The organism is Patescibacteria group bacterium (assembly GCA_028716045.1).
GTDB lineage: Bacteria > Patescibacteriota > Patescibacteriia > JAQUQO01 > JAQUQO01 > JAQUQO01.
This window is the reverse complement of record JAQUQO010000001.1, coordinates 39,130-57,450: the sequence shown is the minus strand read 5'-3', so window position 1 is coordinate 57,450 and position 18,321 is coordinate 39,130. Positions and strand designations below refer to the sequence as shown.

Annotated in this window: 30 protein-coding genes; all 30 read right to left on the bottom strand. The window is 41.6% G+C overall.

Annotated elements, in window-relative coordinates; translation table 11 throughout:
* Positions 1–11 precede the first annotated feature (11 nt).
* Positions 12–1,001 carry a serine hydrolase gene (locus tag PHG22_00290; GenBank protein ID MDD5490222.1) on the bottom strand — a complete coding sequence of 330 codons (990 nt, stop codon included), beginning with the start codon at positions 999–1,001 and terminating at the stop codon, positions 12–14.
* A 2-nt stretch (positions 1,002–1,003) separates the two neighbouring features.
* Positions 1,004–1,585 (bottom strand): SMC-Scp complex subunit ScpB, encoded by a 582-nt coding sequence (gene scpB / locus PHG22_00285; GenBank protein ID MDD5490221.1) that lies wholly within the window; start codon positions 1,583–1,585, stop codon positions 1,004–1,006.
* A gap of 6 nt (positions 1,586–1,591) precedes the next feature.
* Complete coding sequence (locus PHG22_00280) at positions 1,592–2,287, bottom strand: ScpA family protein (protein MDD5490220.1); 696 nt, start codon at positions 2,285–2,287, stop codon at positions 1,592–1,594.
* A 24-nt stretch (positions 2,288–2,311) separates the two neighbouring features.
* Positions 2,312–2,818 carry a YbaK/EbsC family protein gene (locus tag PHG22_00275; protein ID MDD5490219.1) on the bottom strand — a complete coding sequence of 169 codons (507 nt, stop codon included), beginning with the start codon at positions 2,816–2,818 and terminating at the stop codon, positions 2,312–2,314.
* A complete protein-coding gene (locus PHG22_00270; protein ID MDD5490218.1) occupies positions 2,793–3,134 on the bottom strand; it encodes a hypothetical protein in 342 nt (113 codons plus the stop codon). Before PHG22_00270 ends, PHG22_00275 begins: the two co-directional genes overlap by 26 nt.
* A 52-nt stretch (positions 3,135–3,186) precedes the next feature.
* Complete coding sequence (gene aspS, locus PHG22_00265) at positions 3,187–4,593, bottom strand: aspartate--tRNA ligase (protein MDD5490217.1); 1,407 nt, start codon at positions 4,591–4,593, stop codon at positions 3,187–3,189.
* A gap of 50 nt (positions 4,594–4,643) precedes the next feature.
* Positions 4,644–5,933: an asparagine--tRNA ligase gene (asnS, locus tag PHG22_00260; protein ID MDD5490216.1), complete on the bottom strand. Its 1,290-nt coding sequence runs from the start codon at positions 5,931–5,933 to the stop codon at positions 4,644–4,646.
* Positions 5,934–6,033: 100 nt separating this feature from the next.
* Positions 6,034–6,513, bottom strand: a complete 480-nt coding sequence (locus PHG22_00255; GenBank protein ID MDD5490215.1) for a hypothetical protein — start codon at positions 6,511–6,513, stop codon at positions 6,034–6,036.
* Positions 6,514–6,561: 48 nt separating this feature from the next.
* On the bottom strand, positions 6,562–7,347 hold the full coding sequence (recO, locus tag PHG22_00250) for a DNA repair protein RecO (protein ID MDD5490214.1): 786 nt from the start codon (positions 7,345–7,347) through the stop codon (positions 6,562–6,564).
* 74 nt (positions 7,348–7,421) lie between these two features.
* Positions 7,422–7,820, bottom strand: coding sequence for a Holliday junction resolvase RuvX (gene ruvX / locus PHG22_00245; protein MDD5490213.1), 399 nt, complete (start codon positions 7,818–7,820; stop codon positions 7,422–7,424).
* A 2-nt stretch (positions 7,821–7,822) separates the two neighbouring features.
* On the bottom strand, positions 7,823–8,578 hold the full coding sequence (gene map, locus PHG22_00240; GenBank protein MDD5490212.1) for a type I methionyl aminopeptidase: 756 nt from the start codon (positions 8,576–8,578) through the stop codon (positions 7,823–7,825).
* Between the two features lie 14 nt (positions 8,579–8,592).
* The gene (locus PHG22_00235; GenBank protein MDD5490211.1) at positions 8,593–9,228 is read right to left on the bottom strand and encodes a nucleoside monophosphate kinase; all 636 of its coding nucleotides are present in this window, start codon (positions 9,226–9,228) and stop codon (positions 8,593–8,595) included.
* A gap of 91 nt (positions 9,229–9,319) precedes the next feature.
* On the bottom strand, positions 9,320–10,594 hold the full coding sequence (gene secY / locus PHG22_00230) for a preprotein translocase subunit SecY (protein MDD5490210.1): 1,275 nt from the start codon (positions 10,592–10,594) through the stop codon (positions 9,320–9,322).
* 32 nt (positions 10,595–10,626) lie between these two features.
* Positions 10,627–11,085: a 50S ribosomal protein L15 gene (gene rplO / locus PHG22_00225; GenBank protein ID MDD5490209.1), complete on the bottom strand. Its 459-nt coding sequence runs from the start codon at positions 11,083–11,085 to the stop codon at positions 10,627–10,629.
* 5 nt (positions 11,086–11,090) lie between these two features.
* Positions 11,091–11,675: a 30S ribosomal protein S5 gene (gene rpsE, locus PHG22_00220; protein MDD5490208.1), complete on the bottom strand. Its 585-nt coding sequence runs from the start codon at positions 11,673–11,675 to the stop codon at positions 11,091–11,093.
* Between the two features lie 12 nt (positions 11,676–11,687).
* Positions 11,688–12,047 (bottom strand): 50S ribosomal protein L18, encoded by a 360-nt coding sequence (rplR, locus tag PHG22_00215; protein ID MDD5490207.1) that lies wholly within the window; start codon positions 12,045–12,047, stop codon positions 11,688–11,690.
* Positions 12,048–12,067: 20 nt separating this feature from the next.
* Complete coding sequence (gene rplF, locus PHG22_00210; GenBank protein MDD5490206.1) at positions 12,068–12,616, bottom strand: 50S ribosomal protein L6; 549 nt, start codon at positions 12,614–12,616, stop codon at positions 12,068–12,070.
* A 1-nt stretch (position 12,617) separates the two neighbouring features.
* The gene (rpsH, locus tag PHG22_00205) at positions 12,618–13,010 is read right to left on the bottom strand and encodes a 30S ribosomal protein S8 (GenBank protein ID MDD5490205.1); all 393 of its coding nucleotides are present in this window, start codon (positions 13,008–13,010) and stop codon (positions 12,618–12,620) included.
* Positions 13,011–13,043: 33 nt separating this feature from the next.
* The gene (locus PHG22_00200; protein ID MDD5490204.1) at positions 13,044–13,229 is read right to left on the bottom strand and encodes a type Z 30S ribosomal protein S14; all 186 of its coding nucleotides are present in this window, start codon (positions 13,227–13,229) and stop codon (positions 13,044–13,046) included.
* A gap of 5 nt (positions 13,230–13,234) precedes the next feature.
* A complete protein-coding gene (gene rplE / locus PHG22_00195) occupies positions 13,235–13,786 on the bottom strand; it encodes a 50S ribosomal protein L5 (protein MDD5490203.1) in 552 nt (183 codons plus the stop codon).
* 10 nt (positions 13,787–13,796) lie between these two features.
* On the bottom strand, positions 13,797–14,120 hold the full coding sequence (gene rplX, locus PHG22_00190; protein ID MDD5490202.1) for a 50S ribosomal protein L24: 324 nt from the start codon (positions 14,118–14,120) through the stop codon (positions 13,797–13,799).
* A 1-nt stretch (position 14,121) separates the two neighbouring features.
* Positions 14,122–14,493, bottom strand: coding sequence for a 50S ribosomal protein L14 (gene rplN, locus PHG22_00185; GenBank protein ID MDD5490201.1), 372 nt, complete (start codon positions 14,491–14,493; stop codon positions 14,122–14,124).
* A gap of 7 nt (positions 14,494–14,500) precedes the next feature.
* On the bottom strand, positions 14,501–14,758 hold the full coding sequence (gene rpsQ, locus PHG22_00180; protein ID MDD5490200.1) for a 30S ribosomal protein S17: 258 nt from the start codon (positions 14,756–14,758) through the stop codon (positions 14,501–14,503).
* An 8-nt stretch (positions 14,759–14,766) separates the two neighbouring features.
* Positions 14,767–14,964 carry a 50S ribosomal protein L29 gene (gene rpmC, locus PHG22_00175; protein ID MDD5490199.1) on the bottom strand — a complete coding sequence of 66 codons (198 nt, stop codon included), beginning with the start codon at positions 14,962–14,964 and terminating at the stop codon, positions 14,767–14,769.
* A 3-nt stretch (positions 14,965–14,967) separates the two neighbouring features.
* Complete coding sequence (rplP, locus tag PHG22_00170) at positions 14,968–15,381, bottom strand: 50S ribosomal protein L16 (protein MDD5490198.1); 414 nt, start codon at positions 15,379–15,381, stop codon at positions 14,968–14,970.
* 21 nt (positions 15,382–15,402) lie between these two features.
* A complete protein-coding gene (gene rpsC / locus PHG22_00165) occupies positions 15,403–16,080 on the bottom strand; it encodes a 30S ribosomal protein S3 (protein MDD5490197.1) in 678 nt (225 codons plus the stop codon).
* A 23-nt stretch (positions 16,081–16,103) separates the two neighbouring features.
* Positions 16,104–16,544, bottom strand: a complete 441-nt coding sequence (rplV, locus tag PHG22_00160; protein MDD5490196.1) for a 50S ribosomal protein L22 — start codon at positions 16,542–16,544, stop codon at positions 16,104–16,106.
* Between the two features lie 23 nt (positions 16,545–16,567).
* The gene (gene rpsS, locus PHG22_00155; protein ID MDD5490195.1) at positions 16,568–16,912 is read right to left on the bottom strand and encodes a 30S ribosomal protein S19; all 345 of its coding nucleotides are present in this window, start codon (positions 16,910–16,912) and stop codon (positions 16,568–16,570) included.
* A 22-nt stretch (positions 16,913–16,934) separates the two neighbouring features.
* On the bottom strand, positions 16,935–17,768 hold the full coding sequence (gene rplB, locus PHG22_00150; protein ID MDD5490194.1) for a 50S ribosomal protein L2: 834 nt from the start codon (positions 17,766–17,768) through the stop codon (positions 16,935–16,937).
* 93 nt (positions 17,769–17,861) lie between these two features.
* The gene (gene rplW / locus PHG22_00145) at positions 17,862–18,320 is read right to left on the bottom strand and encodes a 50S ribosomal protein L23 (GenBank protein ID MDD5490193.1); all 459 of its coding nucleotides are present in this window, start codon (positions 18,318–18,320) and stop codon (positions 17,862–17,864) included.
* Position 18,321: the final 1 nt, after the last annotated feature.

The following is an 18,321-nucleotide window of genomic DNA, read 5'->3' as shown; positions in this document are numbered from 1 at the left end:
CGTAAGCTGCTTTACCTCCACTCGTAATTACTAAACACCCAATAAGCCAAGGCCTTAGTGTCTTGAAATCTATTGTCCAGCGAATCGCTGCCCAAAACTACGGTGATAATGTTGCCTGCTCCGTTTTTCTCAATTTCTGTCGCTAGACAATAACCAGCGGCATTAGTATAACCGGTTTTCCCCGCGGCAACGCGGTAATCACCCTCGTTCAAAAAACTGGTCAAAAGATAATTAGTATTATAAATATAAAAATAGCGATTGGTATTTAAGGTGTGGATGGTATAACGCTCGGGAGTGGTCGCTTCTCGGATATCGGAATTGGCAAAAGCCACGCTGGCTAACTTTGCTATATCGCGGGCAGTGGAGATATTAAAGTCATCAAATCCCACGATATCTACAAAACGAGTATCGGCCATGCCAAATTCTTCCGCCTTTTTATTCATCAAACTCACAAATTCGCTTCGGCCCAAACCCGTGGAGCGCACTAAGGCAGTAGTAGCGCTATTGTTAGACATCATTAGGGAAAGGTAAAAAAGGTCGCGGACCTTGACGCTTTCGCCCACGTATAAATAGTCCGTGCTCCCCTCGCTTTTGTCTTCTTCATTAAAAATAATTTCTTTATCCCACCCGGGATTATTGTCTAAAAACACGAGTACAGTTATTAGCTTCGTAATGCTCGCTATCGAACGAACGGCGCTGTCATTGTTTTGATATAGAACTTTCCCGGTAGCGCCATCAACAACCACTACGCTTTGGGCGGTAATTTTTACTCCCAAGCTTTTACTTTCCAGATTTATCCTCTCCGGCGTTCTAATTGTTCCTTCAGATGTTGGTTCTCCCGTTAGATTTTCACTGACGTTTTTTACTGCTTCATTCTGGGCTGACTCTTCTGCCGCGGCAGGCGCGGCGGCTTTGGCCGGTAAAATAATTTCTCCCGGCCCGGAAAACGATTGTCCGATAGTCAGGGCAACAAACAAATTGATAATTAAATTAGCCAACATATTTAAATGATTGGTTCTTTATCAACGGCGGGCGCGGCCGGCGGAGGGGTCAGACGAATGTCTAATAACTTCTGCAAATTTTCATCGGAATTGAGCTTCTCAAAATTAGGTAATTCCGAAGCCTCGTGTACCCCTAAAAATTTTAAAAATTCAAAAGTGGGCTTATAATAAATCAGCTTGGTTTTTTTATCTTCTTCCTGCTCCGCTAGACCACGAATCATCAAATTGCGCAAAATCAAACTGCAGTTCACGCCCCTGATTTGTTCCAGTTCCGGTTTGGTAATCGGCGCGCGATAAACAATGATAGCCAGGGCCTCCAGCGACGGTTTAGTCAACTCTCCGGAAATTTCATCTTTAATAAAATCTTTGACCAACTTGGAATTGTTCGGAGTGGTGGTCATCTGATAATCCCAAAAATTTTTGACAAGCTGAATGCCGCCGGCCCGGTCATTAAATTCTTTCATCAGCTCGCTAAGCGCCGTTTTAACTTCATCTTTATCACTCCCTGTCAGCTGGGCTATTTTCGCTACTGACAACGGCCGCGGGGAAATAAACAATAAACTTTCAATTTTTGACTTAAGCATATCAATTTACGAATTATTTATTCTTTCTATGGTAATATCCTGAAAGATTTCCGGCTGTTTGACGTCAATAATTTTTTGTTTGACGAGTTCCAAAACTGCGAGGAAGCTCACGATGATATCCGTTTTTCCCTTGGCGCCCTTGGTGAACTCCTGAAAACTTAGAGTCGCCTGCGCTAAAATACGATCTCGCAATTGGCTGATTTTTTCTTTAATAGACATCGCCCGAACGATAGCTCTCTTGGGCAGCTCAATAATCGGTTCAATTCTGCCTAAAATGGCGGCAAAAGCGCGAGCTAAAATATCTTTTGTCAGTTTGGGCGGGGGAGAAAAAGTCGGTTCAATAATAATGGCTTTTTCTCTGGAAAAAACAAAACGCTTTTTAGAAATCATCTTCTCGATATCCTGCGCGGCGGTCAGATACTCCTTGTATATTTTGAGTTGGTACTCCAGTTCTTGCGCGTCCTCGTCAATCTCTAAAGACGGAATCAAATTCTTGGATTTGATATAAATCAATTTGGACGCCACAACCAAAAAATCCGCCAACTCTTCCGGATGGCGTTTTTCTATTTGGTCTAAATAACCCAGGTATTGTTCCGTAACTTCAGCCAAAGAAACCTGGGTAATATCCAGCTCTTGCTCCTCAATAAGTCCGAGCAAGAGATCAAGGGGGCCTTCAAATTTCCCTATTTTTATATTATACATCGTCAGTTTTATCTGATGACATTTTTATTTTCTCTTCTTGGATTTCGTTTTTATCGGTTTAAACTTTTTTATTTTGCCAATGGCCCCAAAAATCGGCTTCTCGGATTTAAGCCAATCCTTGGTTTTTATTCTTAATGATTCAGTATAACTGCCGGCCCCAACTAAAATATCGGCTAATTTTTTAAGTGAATTGTCCGCCACCAATTCAACCTTGTGAAAACTGGCAAAGGGGGTCAGAGCGCCGGGTTTTACTTTAAATAATTTCACCATTATTTTTTCCTTGGCTAATTCTACCGTTTTGGCTTTAACCAACTTTTTTATTTTCCCAAAATCCAGCTGATAATGCGCGGGAATTGTCACCAGATAATACCTCTTATCAGCGCGCACCAATAACGTTTTGGCGATTTTTTTAATGTCTTCTTTAAGCGTCGCCGCCAAATCGTAAGCCGTGTAAACTTTTTTGTGCGGTATCACCTGATACTTGATTTTATTTTTTTCTAAATGTTTAAGAATGCTTTTGGGGATGGTCATAAAATTTTATATTTGAACTTAGTTTTAAAGGAAGCTTTTTTTGTACTCCTAAAAATTTTTTGGCTGATTTTCTGCCTAAGGGCGTCAGGAAAATTTCTTTAATAAACCATTTCTCCTTGGTTCTCACCCCATAACCGGTTAATAAACCCTTGCCAATCAGACGTTCCAAGCTTTTAGTGATGATATTAGTAATATCCGCTTCTTTCGGTTTTCTTTTGTAATTATTATAAAATTTAACCAAAATATTCCGGCTGAATTTGCCCTTTTGATTCAACCCCTGAAGCAGGATATATTTTTGCAATGAAGATGCCCGCATATTTTTTCGCCACAGTTTTAGCCCTCTACTCCCGATTATCGGAAAAATTTATTTACTTTTTTAAATCCTTCTTTATTAATTTGATGTGCGCTTCCTTTAATCTTTCTTCTTCCAACGCGCTCGGCGCGCCCATCATTAAATCCTTGGCATCGCTCGTTTTCGGAAAAGGAATAACTTCTCTGATGTTCGGTTCTCCGGCCAGCAACATCAGCAGGCGGTCAAAACCAAAAGCGATTCCGCCGTGCGGAGGCACGCCATATTTAAAGGCCTCCAACAGATGCCCAAAACGCTCGGTGATTTTTTCGTCATCTAACCCCAAAATCTTAAATATCTTATTCTGCAATTCGCGACTGTGAATTCTGATACTGCCGCCGGCGATTTCAAAACCGTTTAAAACCAAATCGTAAGCCTCGGCTTTAACTTTTACCGGGTCGCTTTCCAAAAGCGGCTCGTCCTCCTTTTTGGGCGAAGTAAAAGGATGATGGCAGGAAACTAATTTTTTTTCTTCTGCGGAATATTCAAAAAGCGGAAAATCAACTACCCAGGCAAAGGCCAGCTCGTCCGGATTATTTTTATCCTGCCGCAAATCCGGCTTGTCGGTATTATATTTTTCTATTGTTTCTTTGTAAGTAAGCCGCGGGAAAGGGGTGCTTAATATTGGCTTCCCCGGGCAAAGAGTTTTGATAAGTTCGATAACTAATTCTTCTGCCAACTTTAAAATATCTTCCTGCTCCACAAAGGACATTTCTAAATCTATCTGCGTAAATTCCGGCTGCCTGTCTCCCCTTTGGTCCTCATCACGGAAACAACGCGCCAATTGGCAATATCTTTCCGCCCCGGCCACCATCAGCAACTGTTTGAACTGCTGCGGTGATTGAGGCAAAACATAAAATTCTCCGGGGAATAAACGCGAGGGAAGAATATATTCTCTCGCCCCTTCGGGAGTCCCCTTAGTTAAATACGGCGTTTCCACATACAAAAATCCCTTGCGCTCCAGCCATTGCAGAAAAAAATGAGTGAGTTTGCTACGCAGAACCAAATTATTTTTCATTCGCTCACTGCGCAAGTCCAAATAGCGATACTTTAAACGCAGCTCCTCGCTGATTTCCCTAGTGTCTTTATCCACTTCAAATGGCGGCGTTTCAGCGGTACTTAAAATTTCCAAATTTTTAGCTAAAATTTCAATCTCGCCGGTGGCTAAATTAGGATTTATCTGTTTGGGCCCGCGCTTTTGCACCATTCCTTCAATGGATAAAACAAACTCCGAACGGATATCTTTGACTAAATCCTGCCCGCTTTCCATTTCACTTGGGATAAAAATAACCTGTACTAACCCCTCCTTATCCCGCAAATCAATAAAAGTAAATTTACCGAGATTACGGCGGGAGTGAACCCAGCCCTTGATTAAAACTCTTTCTCCGACTTTTTTTATTGTCTCCTTGGTTAATGTTCTCTCCATAATATCTTATTCGGGCTTTCGCCCATTATTTCAAATAATAAAACTAAAATTTACGGTTTTAACCTGTTTATAGTTCTCGGGAAAGGGATACACTCACGGATATGCTCCACGCCGGCAATCCAGCGCACGGTGCGTTCCAGACCGATGCCAAATCCGGAATGCGGCACAGAGCCGTAGCGGCGCAAATCCAAATACCACTCGTAATCTTCCCTTTTTAATCCCTCCTTATCTATCCTGGCGGATAATAGTTCTATGTCATCTTCGCGCTGGGAACCGCCGATAATTTCACCCGCGCCCTCGGTGGCAATTAAATCATCGTTCAAAACCAGTTTAGGATTTTTAGCGTCGCGTTTCATATAAAATGGCTTGATGCTTTTTGGCCACTTCTCTATAAATACCGGCATGGGACTATCCTTGGTCAAAAGTCCCTCATCGTCATTGCCCAAATCTTCGCCGTATTTAATATCACTGCCCAGTTCCTGCAGTTTGGCGATGGCTTCGTCGTAAGTCAAACGTTTAAATGGCCCGTCGGCTTGTTTTAATTTCGCCGCATCTCTCTCAAGAATACGAAGTTCTTCGCCGCAATTTTTTAAACAATAACGAATTATACTGCGGACAAGGTCTTCCTGAATTTTTAAATTTTCTTCGTGCTCCACAAAAGCGGCTTCGGCATCCAGCATCCAAAATTCGGTTAAATGTCTTTTGGTTTTACTTTTCTCGGCACGGAAAACGGGGCCGAAGTCATAGCATCGGCCGACCGAAGCGATAGCGGCTTCCAGATAGAGCTGGCCGGACTGAGAAAGATAGGCGGTTCCTAAATCAAAATATGGGACGGGGAAAAGCGTGGTGGTCCCCTCGCAGGCATTAGGGGTAAAAATCGGCGAATCAACTTTAATAAAATCTTTCTCGTGTAAAAAATCATTCATAGCGGTAATCACCGCGTCGCGGATTTTTAAAATCGCCCACTGTTTTCCGGAACGAAGCCAAAGATGCCGGTGGTCCATTAAAAAGTCCGGGCCATGTTCCTTTTTTCCGATGGGATATTCGCCGGCCAGTTGGATAATTTTTAAATCTTTGACTTGTAGTTCAAAAACTCCTTCTTTTTTGGGATGCTTGGTCACTATTCCCGCCACCTCCACCGAAGTTTCAAGAGTCAATTTTTCACAAGCTTCCCACGACCCCTCGGAAACCGAGCTTTTATTAACAACTGCCTGAATAAAACCGGAACCATCGCGAATTTCCAAAAAGAAAATACTGCCGGAAGAGCGATAATTGTGAACCCAACCGCCGACAGTTACTTCTTTGTCTATTTTTTGGCTAATCTTAGACAATAAAACCATACTTATCCAAAATTAATCTATTTGATTATTATATTCTAAAAAGCTGATTTTAGCAAGAAAAAAAGCCGACTCTTTTATAAAGTCGGCTAAAATTTACTACTTATCTAAACTTAAACGCCTGACGCATTTTATTGGACCCTACCTCCTTTGGGGCCATTAAATTCTTGGCTTTTGTTCTCCCGTCCAAAATCGTCACGATAACCAAAGCTCCGTTATTTTTGTTACTTTTTCTGGTAACAAAATAAACATCGCCCCATTCGGTTTGCTTGGCAACATAGATATCTCCTCCTTCGGAAGAATGACCTATCTCTTTCGCCTCTGACCACACCCGCCGGATTTTGGGAATAACCAAGCGAAAAGAAAGCTTTTTTATCCTTTTTCTTCCCCCGTTTGTCGCTTGGCGCGGCAAAATTTTTCTCTGAAAAATTGTCAGCGCCAGAGAGGTAATTTCCAACCCCTCGTCAATCGGATAATGAGACTTTACTTCTTGGAAAAATTTTCTCCGTCTCCGGCGGAAAAGCAGAATTTTCCCAAAACTATTACTGTTATTCCCGTTGCTAAAAATGCTCGAAGTGCTCAATTCTTTTCTCCTTCTGGTTGTTAATTGAAAATGAACTCGAAAAAATCATTATGCTAATTTAGCATACGCTTTCCAGTTAGTCAAATAGCGGTCACTGGCCAATTCCCGGTCTAGTTGATAATGAAGAAAGGAATCAATAATCCTTTCTGTTTCTTTTAAAAGATTCTCGGTTAAGGAAATTCGTTCTATTTCTCCTAAATCGCTAATCAGCATCAGCCGCAAAAACTTTATGGTGTTATTGGAAATCGGAGCGCGCTCCAGAAAAATCTGACTACATTTTTTGCACAGCATTCCGCCGCGGGCGGAATGAAAAAAATTTTCCGCTTCGGCAATTTCGGTCTTGCAATTGACACAGCTATAAAGCTCCGGCGTATAGCCCAGATAGTCCAATAACTGCAAAATAAAAATCTTTAAAGCCGTCTTGCTTTTAACAAAATCATTATCGCCGGCAAAGCCATCGTTTAACAGAATAAAAAATCTTTTCAACAATTCAAAAATCCTTGCATCGCCGTGCTCCAAATCCACGAACTCGTCAACAAGCTCCACTGCCTGCCCGGCCAGAATCAACCGCGGAAAATTATTTTTTAAAAGGCAAAAATCGCGGACCAAACTGCTGCCAGCGACTTTGTCCACCCCCCTTGATGAACGTGCCACCATTAAATCCGTCACCATCAACGGCTCAAGATGCGGCGCCAATTTGCTGGAAATTCTTTTCGCCCCCTTGGCTACCGCCTTTATTTTCCCGAAATCTTCGGAATAAAAAGAATACAGGGCATCATTTTCCCTCCAAGTTTTTTTGGTTAAAACTATAGCCCGCGTCTTATAGGTGGACATCGCAAACCTTTATTAATCTATTGGCTAATTATAGCAAAAATATGAATACTTGAGTAGAAAAACAATTAACACCTCTACCTCTTTTTATCTAAAAAACTCTGAAGAATAAGCATGGCGGCCACGGCGTCACGGTCCACTTTTTTGCCGAATTTTCTTATTAAAGCGTCAACTTGGCGGCTGGACAAACGTTCATCCTCTAAAAAAACCGGCGCCGCCACCGCCCCCTGAAGCAAGTCAAAAAAATGCCGCGTTTCCCGCGTCTGTTCCGATTCCCCGCCGGATAAACTAAGCGGCAAGCCAACAACCAAGGAAGCGACGTCTTCTCCGCTTATTATCTTTTTTAGATTCTCCAAATTTTTCTGCCAACCCTCATTCGCCAAAGTTTTAAAAGGCGTAGCGATTTTAACTCCCTCATCAGCTAAGGCCAATCCGATTCTTTTTGAGCCATAATCAATAGCCAGTATCTGCGGCATAATTATTTGGTTAAAATTTTAACCCCGTTTTTAGTGACCGCCACAGTATGCTCAAAATGAGCGGCCAAACCGCAATCATTTGTCACTACCGTCCACTTATCATCTAAAACTCTCACGTCGCAATGTCCGGTGCAAACCATGGGTTCAATAGCCAGCACCATCCCCTCTTTTAAAATAATCTTTTCTGAAACCGGGTCGTCAAAATTAGGCACTGCCGGGTCTTCGTGAACACCATAACCCACGCCATGTCCGACTAAAGCCCGCACCACCGTAAACCCCTCTTTTTTTACATACTCCTCAATGGATTTGCCAATCACATTTAATGGTCGACCGGGTTTTATTTTAGAAAGTCCGATATTTAAAGATTCTTTGGTGACCTTAATCAGTCTTTCTGCCTCTCCGGTAACTCTCCCTACCGCTACCGTAATGGCCATATCCGTAAATAAATTTTTATATTTCATGCCAATATCTAAGCCAACGATATCTCCTGACTTTAAAATTCTCTCTGCTGATGGAACTCCATGCACTACTTCTTCGTTGACGGAAGAGCAGATGGAGCCGGGAAATGGCGGATGACCATAGTTTAAAAAGGAGGGACTTCCGCCCCTTTGCGTAACTAATTCTCGCGCCAAACAGTCCAACTCTAAAGTAGAAATGCCAGGCTTAACTGCGCACCCTAATTCTTTTAAAATTTCCGCTAAAATCTTTCCTCCCTCGGCGATAATTTCTATTTCTTCCGCTGATTTTATCTTAATCATATAAATCTACTTTGCTAAATTTTTTTTATCTCGCGATAAACCTCCAGAATGCCCTTACTTCCGTCAATATCATAAAGAATCTCCTGTTTTTTATAAAAAGCGACTAAGGGCTCTGTCTCCCGCCGGTAAATTTTAAGGCGTTTCTTGACAGCGGCTGGCCTGTCATCCTCTCTCACGTAAAGCTTCTCCCTGCAAAAATCGCATCTCATATCTCTTTTAGGGGGATTAAAAAACTTATGAAAAACCCTGCCGCAGGAACAAGATAACCTGTCTTTGATTCTTTTTACCGCTTCTTTATCGGAAATATTGATATTAAAAACATGGGTAAATTTAACCAATTTGGTCAATAATTTAAGCTGTTTTAAATTGCGAGGATAACCATCAAGAACAAACCCGCGAGCGCAATTTTTGGCTTTTAAGTGTTCAATTAATAAATTGTTAACAACCATATCGGGGACTAATGCTCCACGCTTCATATAAGCGGCGGCTTTTCTCCCCCACTTGGATTTTCCCACTGCCGCGACGCGCAAAAGATTGCCGACAGAAATAACCGGAATGTCATAATCCTTTTCTATAATCTCTGCTTGCGTCCCCTTGCCCGCCCCCTGCGGACCGAAGACAATGATTTTATAAACTTTTTTGTTTTTCATTATTTAAGATGACTTATCTAATTATAGCATAATGTCAAAAATAAAAAACGCCTATTCTGCCAAAAAAGCGTTTTTATGTAAAAAATTCTCTTTAAAATCCTTCGTATTCCCTCATCGTCAACTGAGATTCTATCTGCTTCATAGTTTCAATAACCACGCTCACCACGATGAGCAAACTCGTTCCGCCGATAACCAAAGTCTGTAAACCGGTAATCTGCTTAACGGCCAGAGGTAAAATAGCGATTAGGGCCAAAAATAAAGCACCGGCGAGTAAAATTCTGTTTAGGGTGTATTGCAAATACTCGGCAGTTGGTTTGCCCGGACGAATGCCCGGGATAAATCCACCCTGCTTCTGCAAATTTTCGGAAATCTGGTCCGGATGGAAAATAACCGCCGTATAAAAATAAGTAAAGCCAAAAACCAAAATAAAATATGCAATACCGTAAAAAAGCTGGTTCTGAAATAATTCAACAATAAAATGGGCGGCGGAAACAAGCCAAGCGGTTTTGGCCTGCAGAAAAAACTGGGAAATCATCGGCGGAACAAGAATTATAGAAATAGCGAAGATAATGGGAATCACGCCCGCCATATTAACTCTCAATGGCAAATGGGTATTCATGCCGCCATACATCCTCATTCCGCGAACACGCCGGGCGTAAGACACCGGCACATTACGCTGACCTTCATTAATAATAACCACACCCACGATGGTCACAACGGCTAATAAAGCAAAAATAATCAGATTAAATAATTGCGAGGGGTCAAAAACAATCAGCGTTCTTTGTACGGCTGTCGGCAACGCCGTGATAATGCCGGCAAAGATAAGAATGGAAATGCCGTTGCCGACATGCTTTTCGGAGATAAGTTCGCCAATCCACATTAAAAAAATCGTACCGGCAGTCAAAGTAATGATGGTAGTAAATAATTGAAAAAGAGACAAATCGGAAATAATCTGATAAGAAGAACGTTTTAGAATGGTAATCATGCCGTAAGATTGGAGTATGGCCAAGGGCACGGCGAGAATCCTCGTATAATGGTTTATTTTCTGCCGTCCGGACTCTTCCTTGGAAATTTCTTCCAATTTAGGAATAATCATGGTCAATAGCTGAAAAATGATGGAAGCGGTGATGTAAGGAGCAACGCCCATGGCCACGATGGAAAAATTTTCCATGCCACCGCCGGAAAATATATTCATTAATCCTAAAATCTGGTTGGAACCAAAAAAATCTTTTAAATTTTCCACATTAACCCCGGGAATCGGTATATGGGCGGCTAAACGAAAAATAGCCAACATACCCAAAACATAAAGAATGCTTTGGCGTAAATCCTTAATTTTCCAAATTTGGGTTAATTTCGTGTACCACATAAAAAATAAAAATCAAAAACAAAGTTTAAAACCTAACCCTTTTTCTTTAATTCTATCACTTTCCCGCCAGCTTTGACAATTTTTTCTTTGGCTTTAGCTGACAACCGGCAACCTTCTATGACAATCTTTTTGGTAATTTCTCCGTCGCCCAAAATTTTAACGCCACCCACAAGGCCTTTCACCACCCCCTTGACCAATAATAACTTAGGGTTAATCATCTCCCCCTCCTTAAACTTCTTTTCTAAAGCATTAAGATTAACCACATTCATCTTGGGTTTTCTGCTTTTGAAACCGCGAAGCTTTGGGATGTTGAGCAAATTCTGCCTTAATCCTTTTAATTTTAATCCCTTACTGCCGCCGGAACGAGCGCGCTGTCCCTTGGCTCCCCTGGTGCTATAAGTACCATGCCCGGAACCGAGACCGCGGCCGATTCTTTTCTTATTTTTTTTGGAACCGCGGGCGGGTTTAATTGTATGCAAAGCTAATGCCATAAAAATTATTTTTTATCCTTAGATAAATTTTCAGTTTTTTCTTTTTCCTTGATATTTTTTGAATCCTTTTCTTTTTTCACCGCTTCTCCCTTAGCGGTCATATTAGCAGCTGACGGATTAATTCTTAAAATGCTTTTTAAATCCTCCAGCGCGGCGATAGTACAACGCACTATATTTATTTTATTGGAAGAGCCCATAATCTTGCCCACCACATTGGGTACTCCGGCTAATTCCATGATGGAACGCATCGCGCCTCCAGCCTTTACTCCAGTACCGCGCGGGGCGGGTTTTATCATGATCTTGGCTGCTTTATATTTTTTAATTATCTCAAAAGGAATGGTGTCGTTAACAATAGAAACTTCAATTAGATTTTTTCGGGCTTTATTCACCGCTTTATTTACGGCCATGGTCACGTCCGCTCCCTTGGCTAAACCCATGCCCACTCGGCCCTTACCGTCACCAATGGCTACGCAAGCACGAAAGCGCATTCTTTTCCCGCCCGCCACAACGCGAGTCACTCTCGCCAAATCAATAATCTTCTGTTCAAATTCTTTCTCTTCTCTAAATTTTTCTTCTCTTCTTCTTGCCATATTATTTTAATCTTAAAATTTTAAACCGCCTTCTCTGGCTCCGTCAGCCACGGCTTTAACCCGACCGTGATATTTATAACCGCCGCGGTCAAAAACCGCTTCTTTTATCCCGGCGGCCAAGGCTTTTTTAGCCAGCAATTTACCTAACTCTAAAGCGATTTCCATCGGCTTTTTACCCTTAGCTTTTATTTCTTTATCTGAAACACTCGCTAACGTTTTTCCCGCGTTATCATCAATTAATTGGAGATAAAAATGTTTTAAACTGCGGAAAACCGATAAACGCGGACGGTCGGCCGTGCCAATCACAATACTACGGATACGATTCCGCCTTAACTGTCTGCCTGCTTTTTTCCTTTTTTGTTTACCAATCATATTTATAATTAAGACATTTATTAAGCCCCGGCTGTCTTAACGGTTTTGCCGGCTTTTCTTCTCACTACTTCATCAATATATTTAATCCCCTTACCCTTATAAGGTTCCGGTTTTCTGATTTGGCGAATCTCGGCGGTCACCTTACCGACTAATTGTTTATCGGCTCCGGAAATGGTAATAATATTTTTCTCCACCGCCGCATTAATGCCCGCCGGCAAAGCGTATTCAACTGGATGCGAATAACCCACATTTAAAACTAATTTTTTGCCGCTGACCGCCGCTTTAAAACCAATGCCGTTTATCTCTAATTTCTTCTCAAACCCCTTAGTCACGCCTTCTACCATATTACTGACCAGACTGCCAAACAGCCCCCACAATGAACGCCCCAGCTTTTCTTCTGTGTCATCAACGGTAATTTTTAGTTTGCCCTCTTCCTGAAAAATCTTTATCCAGGGATGAATTTTTTGCTGCAATTCACCCTTCGGCCCTTTAACAACAATCAAATCGTCGGAAATTTTCACTTCCACTCCGCTTGGAATAACAATCAATTTTTTCCCTACGCGCGACATATTAGTATATTTTACAAATTATTTCTCCGCCTAAATTTCTTTTTTTAGCTTCTTTGTTAGTCATCACGCCTTCCGGTGTGGAAATAATAGCAATGCCCAAATTGTTTAAAATCACCGGCAGGCTATCCTTTTTGGCGTACACTCTTCTGCCCGGAGTACTGACTCTCTCTATTTTATTAATTATTGGTTTATTTTTATGGTATTTTAAGACCACTTTGATTTCCGAAAAATTATCGCCCTTAATCTCTTCCACGTTACCGACAAATCCTTCTTTTTTCAGAATATCGGCAAGGGCCAATTTCATTTTGGAAAAAGGAATCAAAACCTCTTCTTTTTTTGCCAAAGAAGCGTTCCTTATTCTTGTAAGCATGTCTGAAATTGGGTCTGTAATCATATTAAAAACAAATTAGTCAATGATTTATAAATATTACCAACTTGATTTGGTGACACCGGGTATCTCACCACGGCGAGCCAGTTCTCTAAAACAGATACGGCAAAGGTCAAACTTGCGCATATAACTTCTATTTCTGCCGCAACGCCAACAACGCCTCACTATTCGCGTGGAATACTTGGGAGTTCTTTTAGATTTAGAAATTTGTGCTTCGGTAGCCATATAATTTAATCTTTCTTAAAAGGGAATCCTAATGACTTAAATAATTCCAGCCCCTCTTCTTGGGACGCGGCGTTAGCAGTAATAGTAACCTCCAGACCGTGCGAGCGTTCCATCTCCTCCTGGCTTACTTCCGGAAAGGCTAAATTTTCTTTAAACCCGATATTTAAATTGCCATTTTTATCAATAATACCCGGGTCTAAACCGCGAAAATCCCGAACGCGGGGAAGGGTGACGTTCACCAGTTTATCTATAAAATGAAACATTTTTTTGCCGCGAAGAGTGACCATCAGACCGACTACCATGCCCTGCCTTATTTTAAAACTGGAAATGGATTTTTTGGCCTTGGTGCTGACCGGTTTCTGGCCGGTAATTTTGGACAGCCCGAGAGTAATAGCATCTATTTGTTGCTGGTCCCCTTTTTGCTGGTTAATCCCCACGTTAATCGTCACTTTCTCTATTCGAGGTACGGCCAATCTATTTTTATAACCGAATTTCTTCTGTAGAGCGGGGATAGCCTTGGTTTCGTATATTTTTTGGATTCTTGTTTTCGTTTCCATAATATTTTTCTTAAATTGTCTCTTTGCATTTCCGGCAAACTCTCAACTTCTTCCCGGCTTCGGAAAATTTATAACCAACGCGCGTCGCTTTATCGCATTTAGGGCAAATAAGCATCGCGTTGGAAGCGTTAATCGGAGCGGGCAATTCTATTTTTTGCCCCTTTTCTCCCTGTCGGCGAGGACGAGCGTGCTTAGTCAAAACATTTATACCCTCCGCCACCAATTGCCGTTCGGCAATCAAAACCTGCAAAACTTTGGCGGTTTTGCCCTTATCTTTACCGGCTAACACTTTTACTTTATCGCCTTTTTTTATTTTAATCTTTGATTTGGACATATTATAAAACTTCTGGCGCTAAACTAATTATTTTACTGAAACCCTTGGAGCGCAACTCGCGGGCGACTGGCCCGAAAATACGCGTTCCTTTCGGCTCCAAACTCTTAAGGTCAATGATTACCACCGCGTTATCATCAAATCTAATATAAGAACCGTCGGAGCGGCGGGTCTCTTTTCTGGCGCGGACAACGACTGCGTGTAATACTTCTCCTTTCTTCACCATACTATGGGGTTGCGCCACTTTAACACTGACAGTCACAATATCGCCCAAACGAGCGTATCTCCTTTTATATCCGCCGAGCGCTTTAATACACTGGACTTTTTTAGCTCCAGTATTATCAGCGACATCTAAAATTGATCTTAATTGAACCATAATTCTGTTATTTAACCTTACTTAACACGCGCCACCTCTTAGTTTTGCTTAAAGGGCGACATTCCTCAAACCTGACCACCTCTCCGATTTTATATTCTTTTTTAGGGTCGTGCACGGCATAATTTCTACTCACCATGTATCTTTTATGATATTTCTTGTGAATTCTAACTTTATCAATTTTAACGATAATGGTTTTTTCTCCCTTGTCGGAAACCACTTCTCCTTCAAAAACTCTTTTAATTTTAGGGGCTATTTCTTTAACCATAAGCTATATTAATTTTTCTCATTTTTTTTCTCGCTAAACAGAGTCAAAATCCTGGCGATTATCTTTCTTGATTTCTTAATATCACTAACTTTTTTAAGCTGCCTTTGGGCCACCTTAAATCTTTTCTCTCTCAACCCTTCTTTTTCTCCCGATAAAATGCGCGCCAGCTCGTTAGGAGATTTTGCTTTTAAATCTTTAAACTCCATACCCTAATCTTTAGTTATAAATTTAGCTTTGACGGGCAATTTATGAGCCGCTAATCCCAGGGCCTCTTTGGCATCCTTAATGTCTATCCCATCCATTTCAAAGATTATCGTCCCCGGTTTAGCCACGGCCACATAATGGTCAACCGCTCCCTTTCCTGAACCCATAACATTTTCGTTTCCGTGAAAAGTTACCGGTTTATCGGGAAAAATGCGAATCCAAATCTTGCCGCCGCGTTTTATGAAGTGAGTGATAGCCCTTCTCGCGGCTTCAATTTGCCGGGAAGAAATCCAACCATGCTCTAACGACTTTAAACCATAGCTCCCGTAACTTAAACTATTAAGGCTGCCGGCTACGCGTTTCCCGCGCCTTCTGCCTTTAAACCATTTTCTATGTTTTACTTTCTTGGGAATTAACATATCTTTAAAATTAGCTCTGCTTTATCGCTTTTCAATCTTTTTATTAAAAATTTCTCCTTTACAAATCCAAACTTTCACGCCAATTACTCCGTAAATCGTCTGGGCAATGTCAGAAGCATAATCAATATCGGCTCTGATAGTGTGTAAAGGTATTTTACCGACGCTCAAAGTTTCGGTACGGGCGATTTCCGCGCCATTCAAACGCCCGGAAACCGTAACCTTGACTCCGATCGCACCGGCCTTTTCCACTCTCCCGATGGCCTGTTTCATCACGCGGCGGAAAGGAATGCGTTTTTCCAAATCCGCGACCATTGACCTTAAAACAACCGGGGCCGACAAATTGGGGTTTTTTACTTCTTTAATATTGATATTGATAACCACTTTGCCGACATCGGCAATTGATTTTTTGTTAATGATTTTCTTCTTTAATTCTTTTTTTAAATCTTCAATGCCTGAACCGCCACGGCCGATAACTATCCCCGGTTTGGCTACAAAAATGGTAATAGTGATGGAGGACGGGTTTCTCTCAATCATCACGTCTTCAACCGAGGCCTCTTTTAATCTCTCTCTTAAAAAATCCCTAATTAAAACGTCCTGTCTCAATAATTTGCGATAATTTTTCTTATCAGAAAACCACTTGGAATTCCAAGTGTAGATTGTGCCTAAACGTAAACTTTTTGGATTAACTTTATGACCCATAGTAAGCTAAATTAGCGCCATTATTATTTTTTATTATTTTTGACTTCCTTTTCTCTTATCTTGGGAGTTTTAGTTTTCTTCTCGGCCGGTTTTTCTTCTGCCTTAACTCCCACGGGGGCATTTTTATCTTCCTTGGTTTCCAAAACTATACTGATATGCGCCGACCTTTTAAGAATCGGAGTGGCACGGCCTTGGGCTTTGGGTGTCCATCTCTTTAAAGACGGACCCTGGTCAACTCTTATTTCTTTAATAAATAAACCGCTCTTATCTAATTGGAAATTATGCTCCGCGTTAGCCATGGCCGAACGCAACAATTTCAAAACCGGCCCAGCCGCGTCCTTGCGCATAAAACGTAACTGACTCTCGGCCGAAGTTACATCCAAACCACGGATTAAATTAATCACCAGCCGAATTTTTTTCGGAGACATTCTGATAAATCTTGCTTTGGCCTGCACTTGTTTCATATTCATTATCTAAATTGAAAAATTTATTTAGCGGGCGGAGTTTCCGGTGTGGTCGCCGTGGCGGTCACCTTGCGGGCCACTTCGGCCGCTTTTAACTCCTGCTCTTTTTGCATTTTCCCGCCATGTCTGACAAACTTTCTCGTAGGCGAAAATTCGCCTAATTTATGCCCAACCATATTTTCCACTACTTTAACGGGAATATGAACCTTACCATTATAAACTCCAATAGTAAAGCCGACCATCTCCGGAGTAATTGTTGAGCTCCTGACCCAAGTTTTAATTACTGTTTTATCGCCAATCTTAAGATTGGAAATTTTCTTCTTCAATTTCTCATCTACGTAAGGGCCTTTTTTAAGCGATCTGGACATAAAAATTTATAAATTATCTCTATTATTTCTCGCGGCGCTTAATTATCAATTTATTCGAAGACCGGGAAGGTTTTCTTGTCTTCACACCCAAAGCCGGCTTGCCCGTCGGAGTTTTAGGATGTTTTAAACCAATCGGGTTTCGGCCCTCGCCTCCGCCATGCGGATGGTCAACCGGATTCATCGCCTTACCTCTGACGGTCGGCCTGATTCCTCTGTGTCTCATGCGCCCGGCCTTGCCCCAACGGATATTTCTATAATCAAGATTGCCGACCTGGCCCACGGAAGCCAAACATTCCTTGGGAACCATTCTGACTTCGCTGGAAGGCATTCTTAAATGCGCAAAATCACCCTCAATGGCTAAAAGCTGAATTCCTACCCCCGCCCCCCGGCCGATTTGACCACCTTTGCCGGGAGTTAATTCTACATTATAAACCATTGTGCCAATTGGTATATATTCCAGGGGCAGACGATTACCGGTTTTAATGTCCGTTCTTGATCTTGAGGAGATAACTTTATCTCCGACTTTTAAATCTAGCGGGGCGACAATATATCTTTTCTCTCCATCTTCATATTGAACCAAAGCGATTCTCGCGTTGCGATTGGGGTCATATTCAATGCTTTCCACTTTTGCGGCCATATCAAATCTATCTTGTTTAAAATCAACAATTCTGTAAAATCTTTTGGCGCCGCCTCCTTGGTGCCTGACGGAAATATTTCCCCAGCTGCCGCGACCCGCTTTTTTCTTCAAGGGCACGATCAATGATTTTTCCGGCTCTTTTCTGGTGATATCTTCAAAAGTTTGGACGCTGGAATGGCGCCGGCCGCTGGTGGTTGGTTTGTAGATTTTAATTCCCATAACTGCTAAATTAGGAATAATTACGAATCATGCGAATATCTGGTAAACCTAATTTCTTATTATTTAAATTTGTGGAAACCAATGGATTTAAAGCTATACTCCCTCGTAGATTTCTATTTTATCCCCTGACTTCAGGGTAATAATCGCTTTGCGCCAATTTTTCGTCCGACCGACTGAACGTCCATACTTTCTGTCTTTCCCGCTCATATTCATAATATTAATTTTTATCGGACGGACTCCGTAAACGCTTTCAACGGCCTTGGCCACATCAATTTTGGAAACACCGGGGGCAATCTCAAAAACGTATTTACTAGATGTGCCTAAATAAGTCGCTTTTTCGGTAACTAACGGTCTTACTAAAATTTTATGGGCGAAAGGCGTAGTTTGTTTAATTTCTTTCTTGTCTTTCTTTAATCCCTCTTTAAGAGATTTTTCTCCGACTGGCGGCTTAGCAACCTCTTTCTCTTTGACAACTACCGGCGCTTTTTTTGGTGCCGGTTTTTTTATTACTTCTTTTTTCCCTTTTTTAAAAATATTTTTTAATATGCCCATA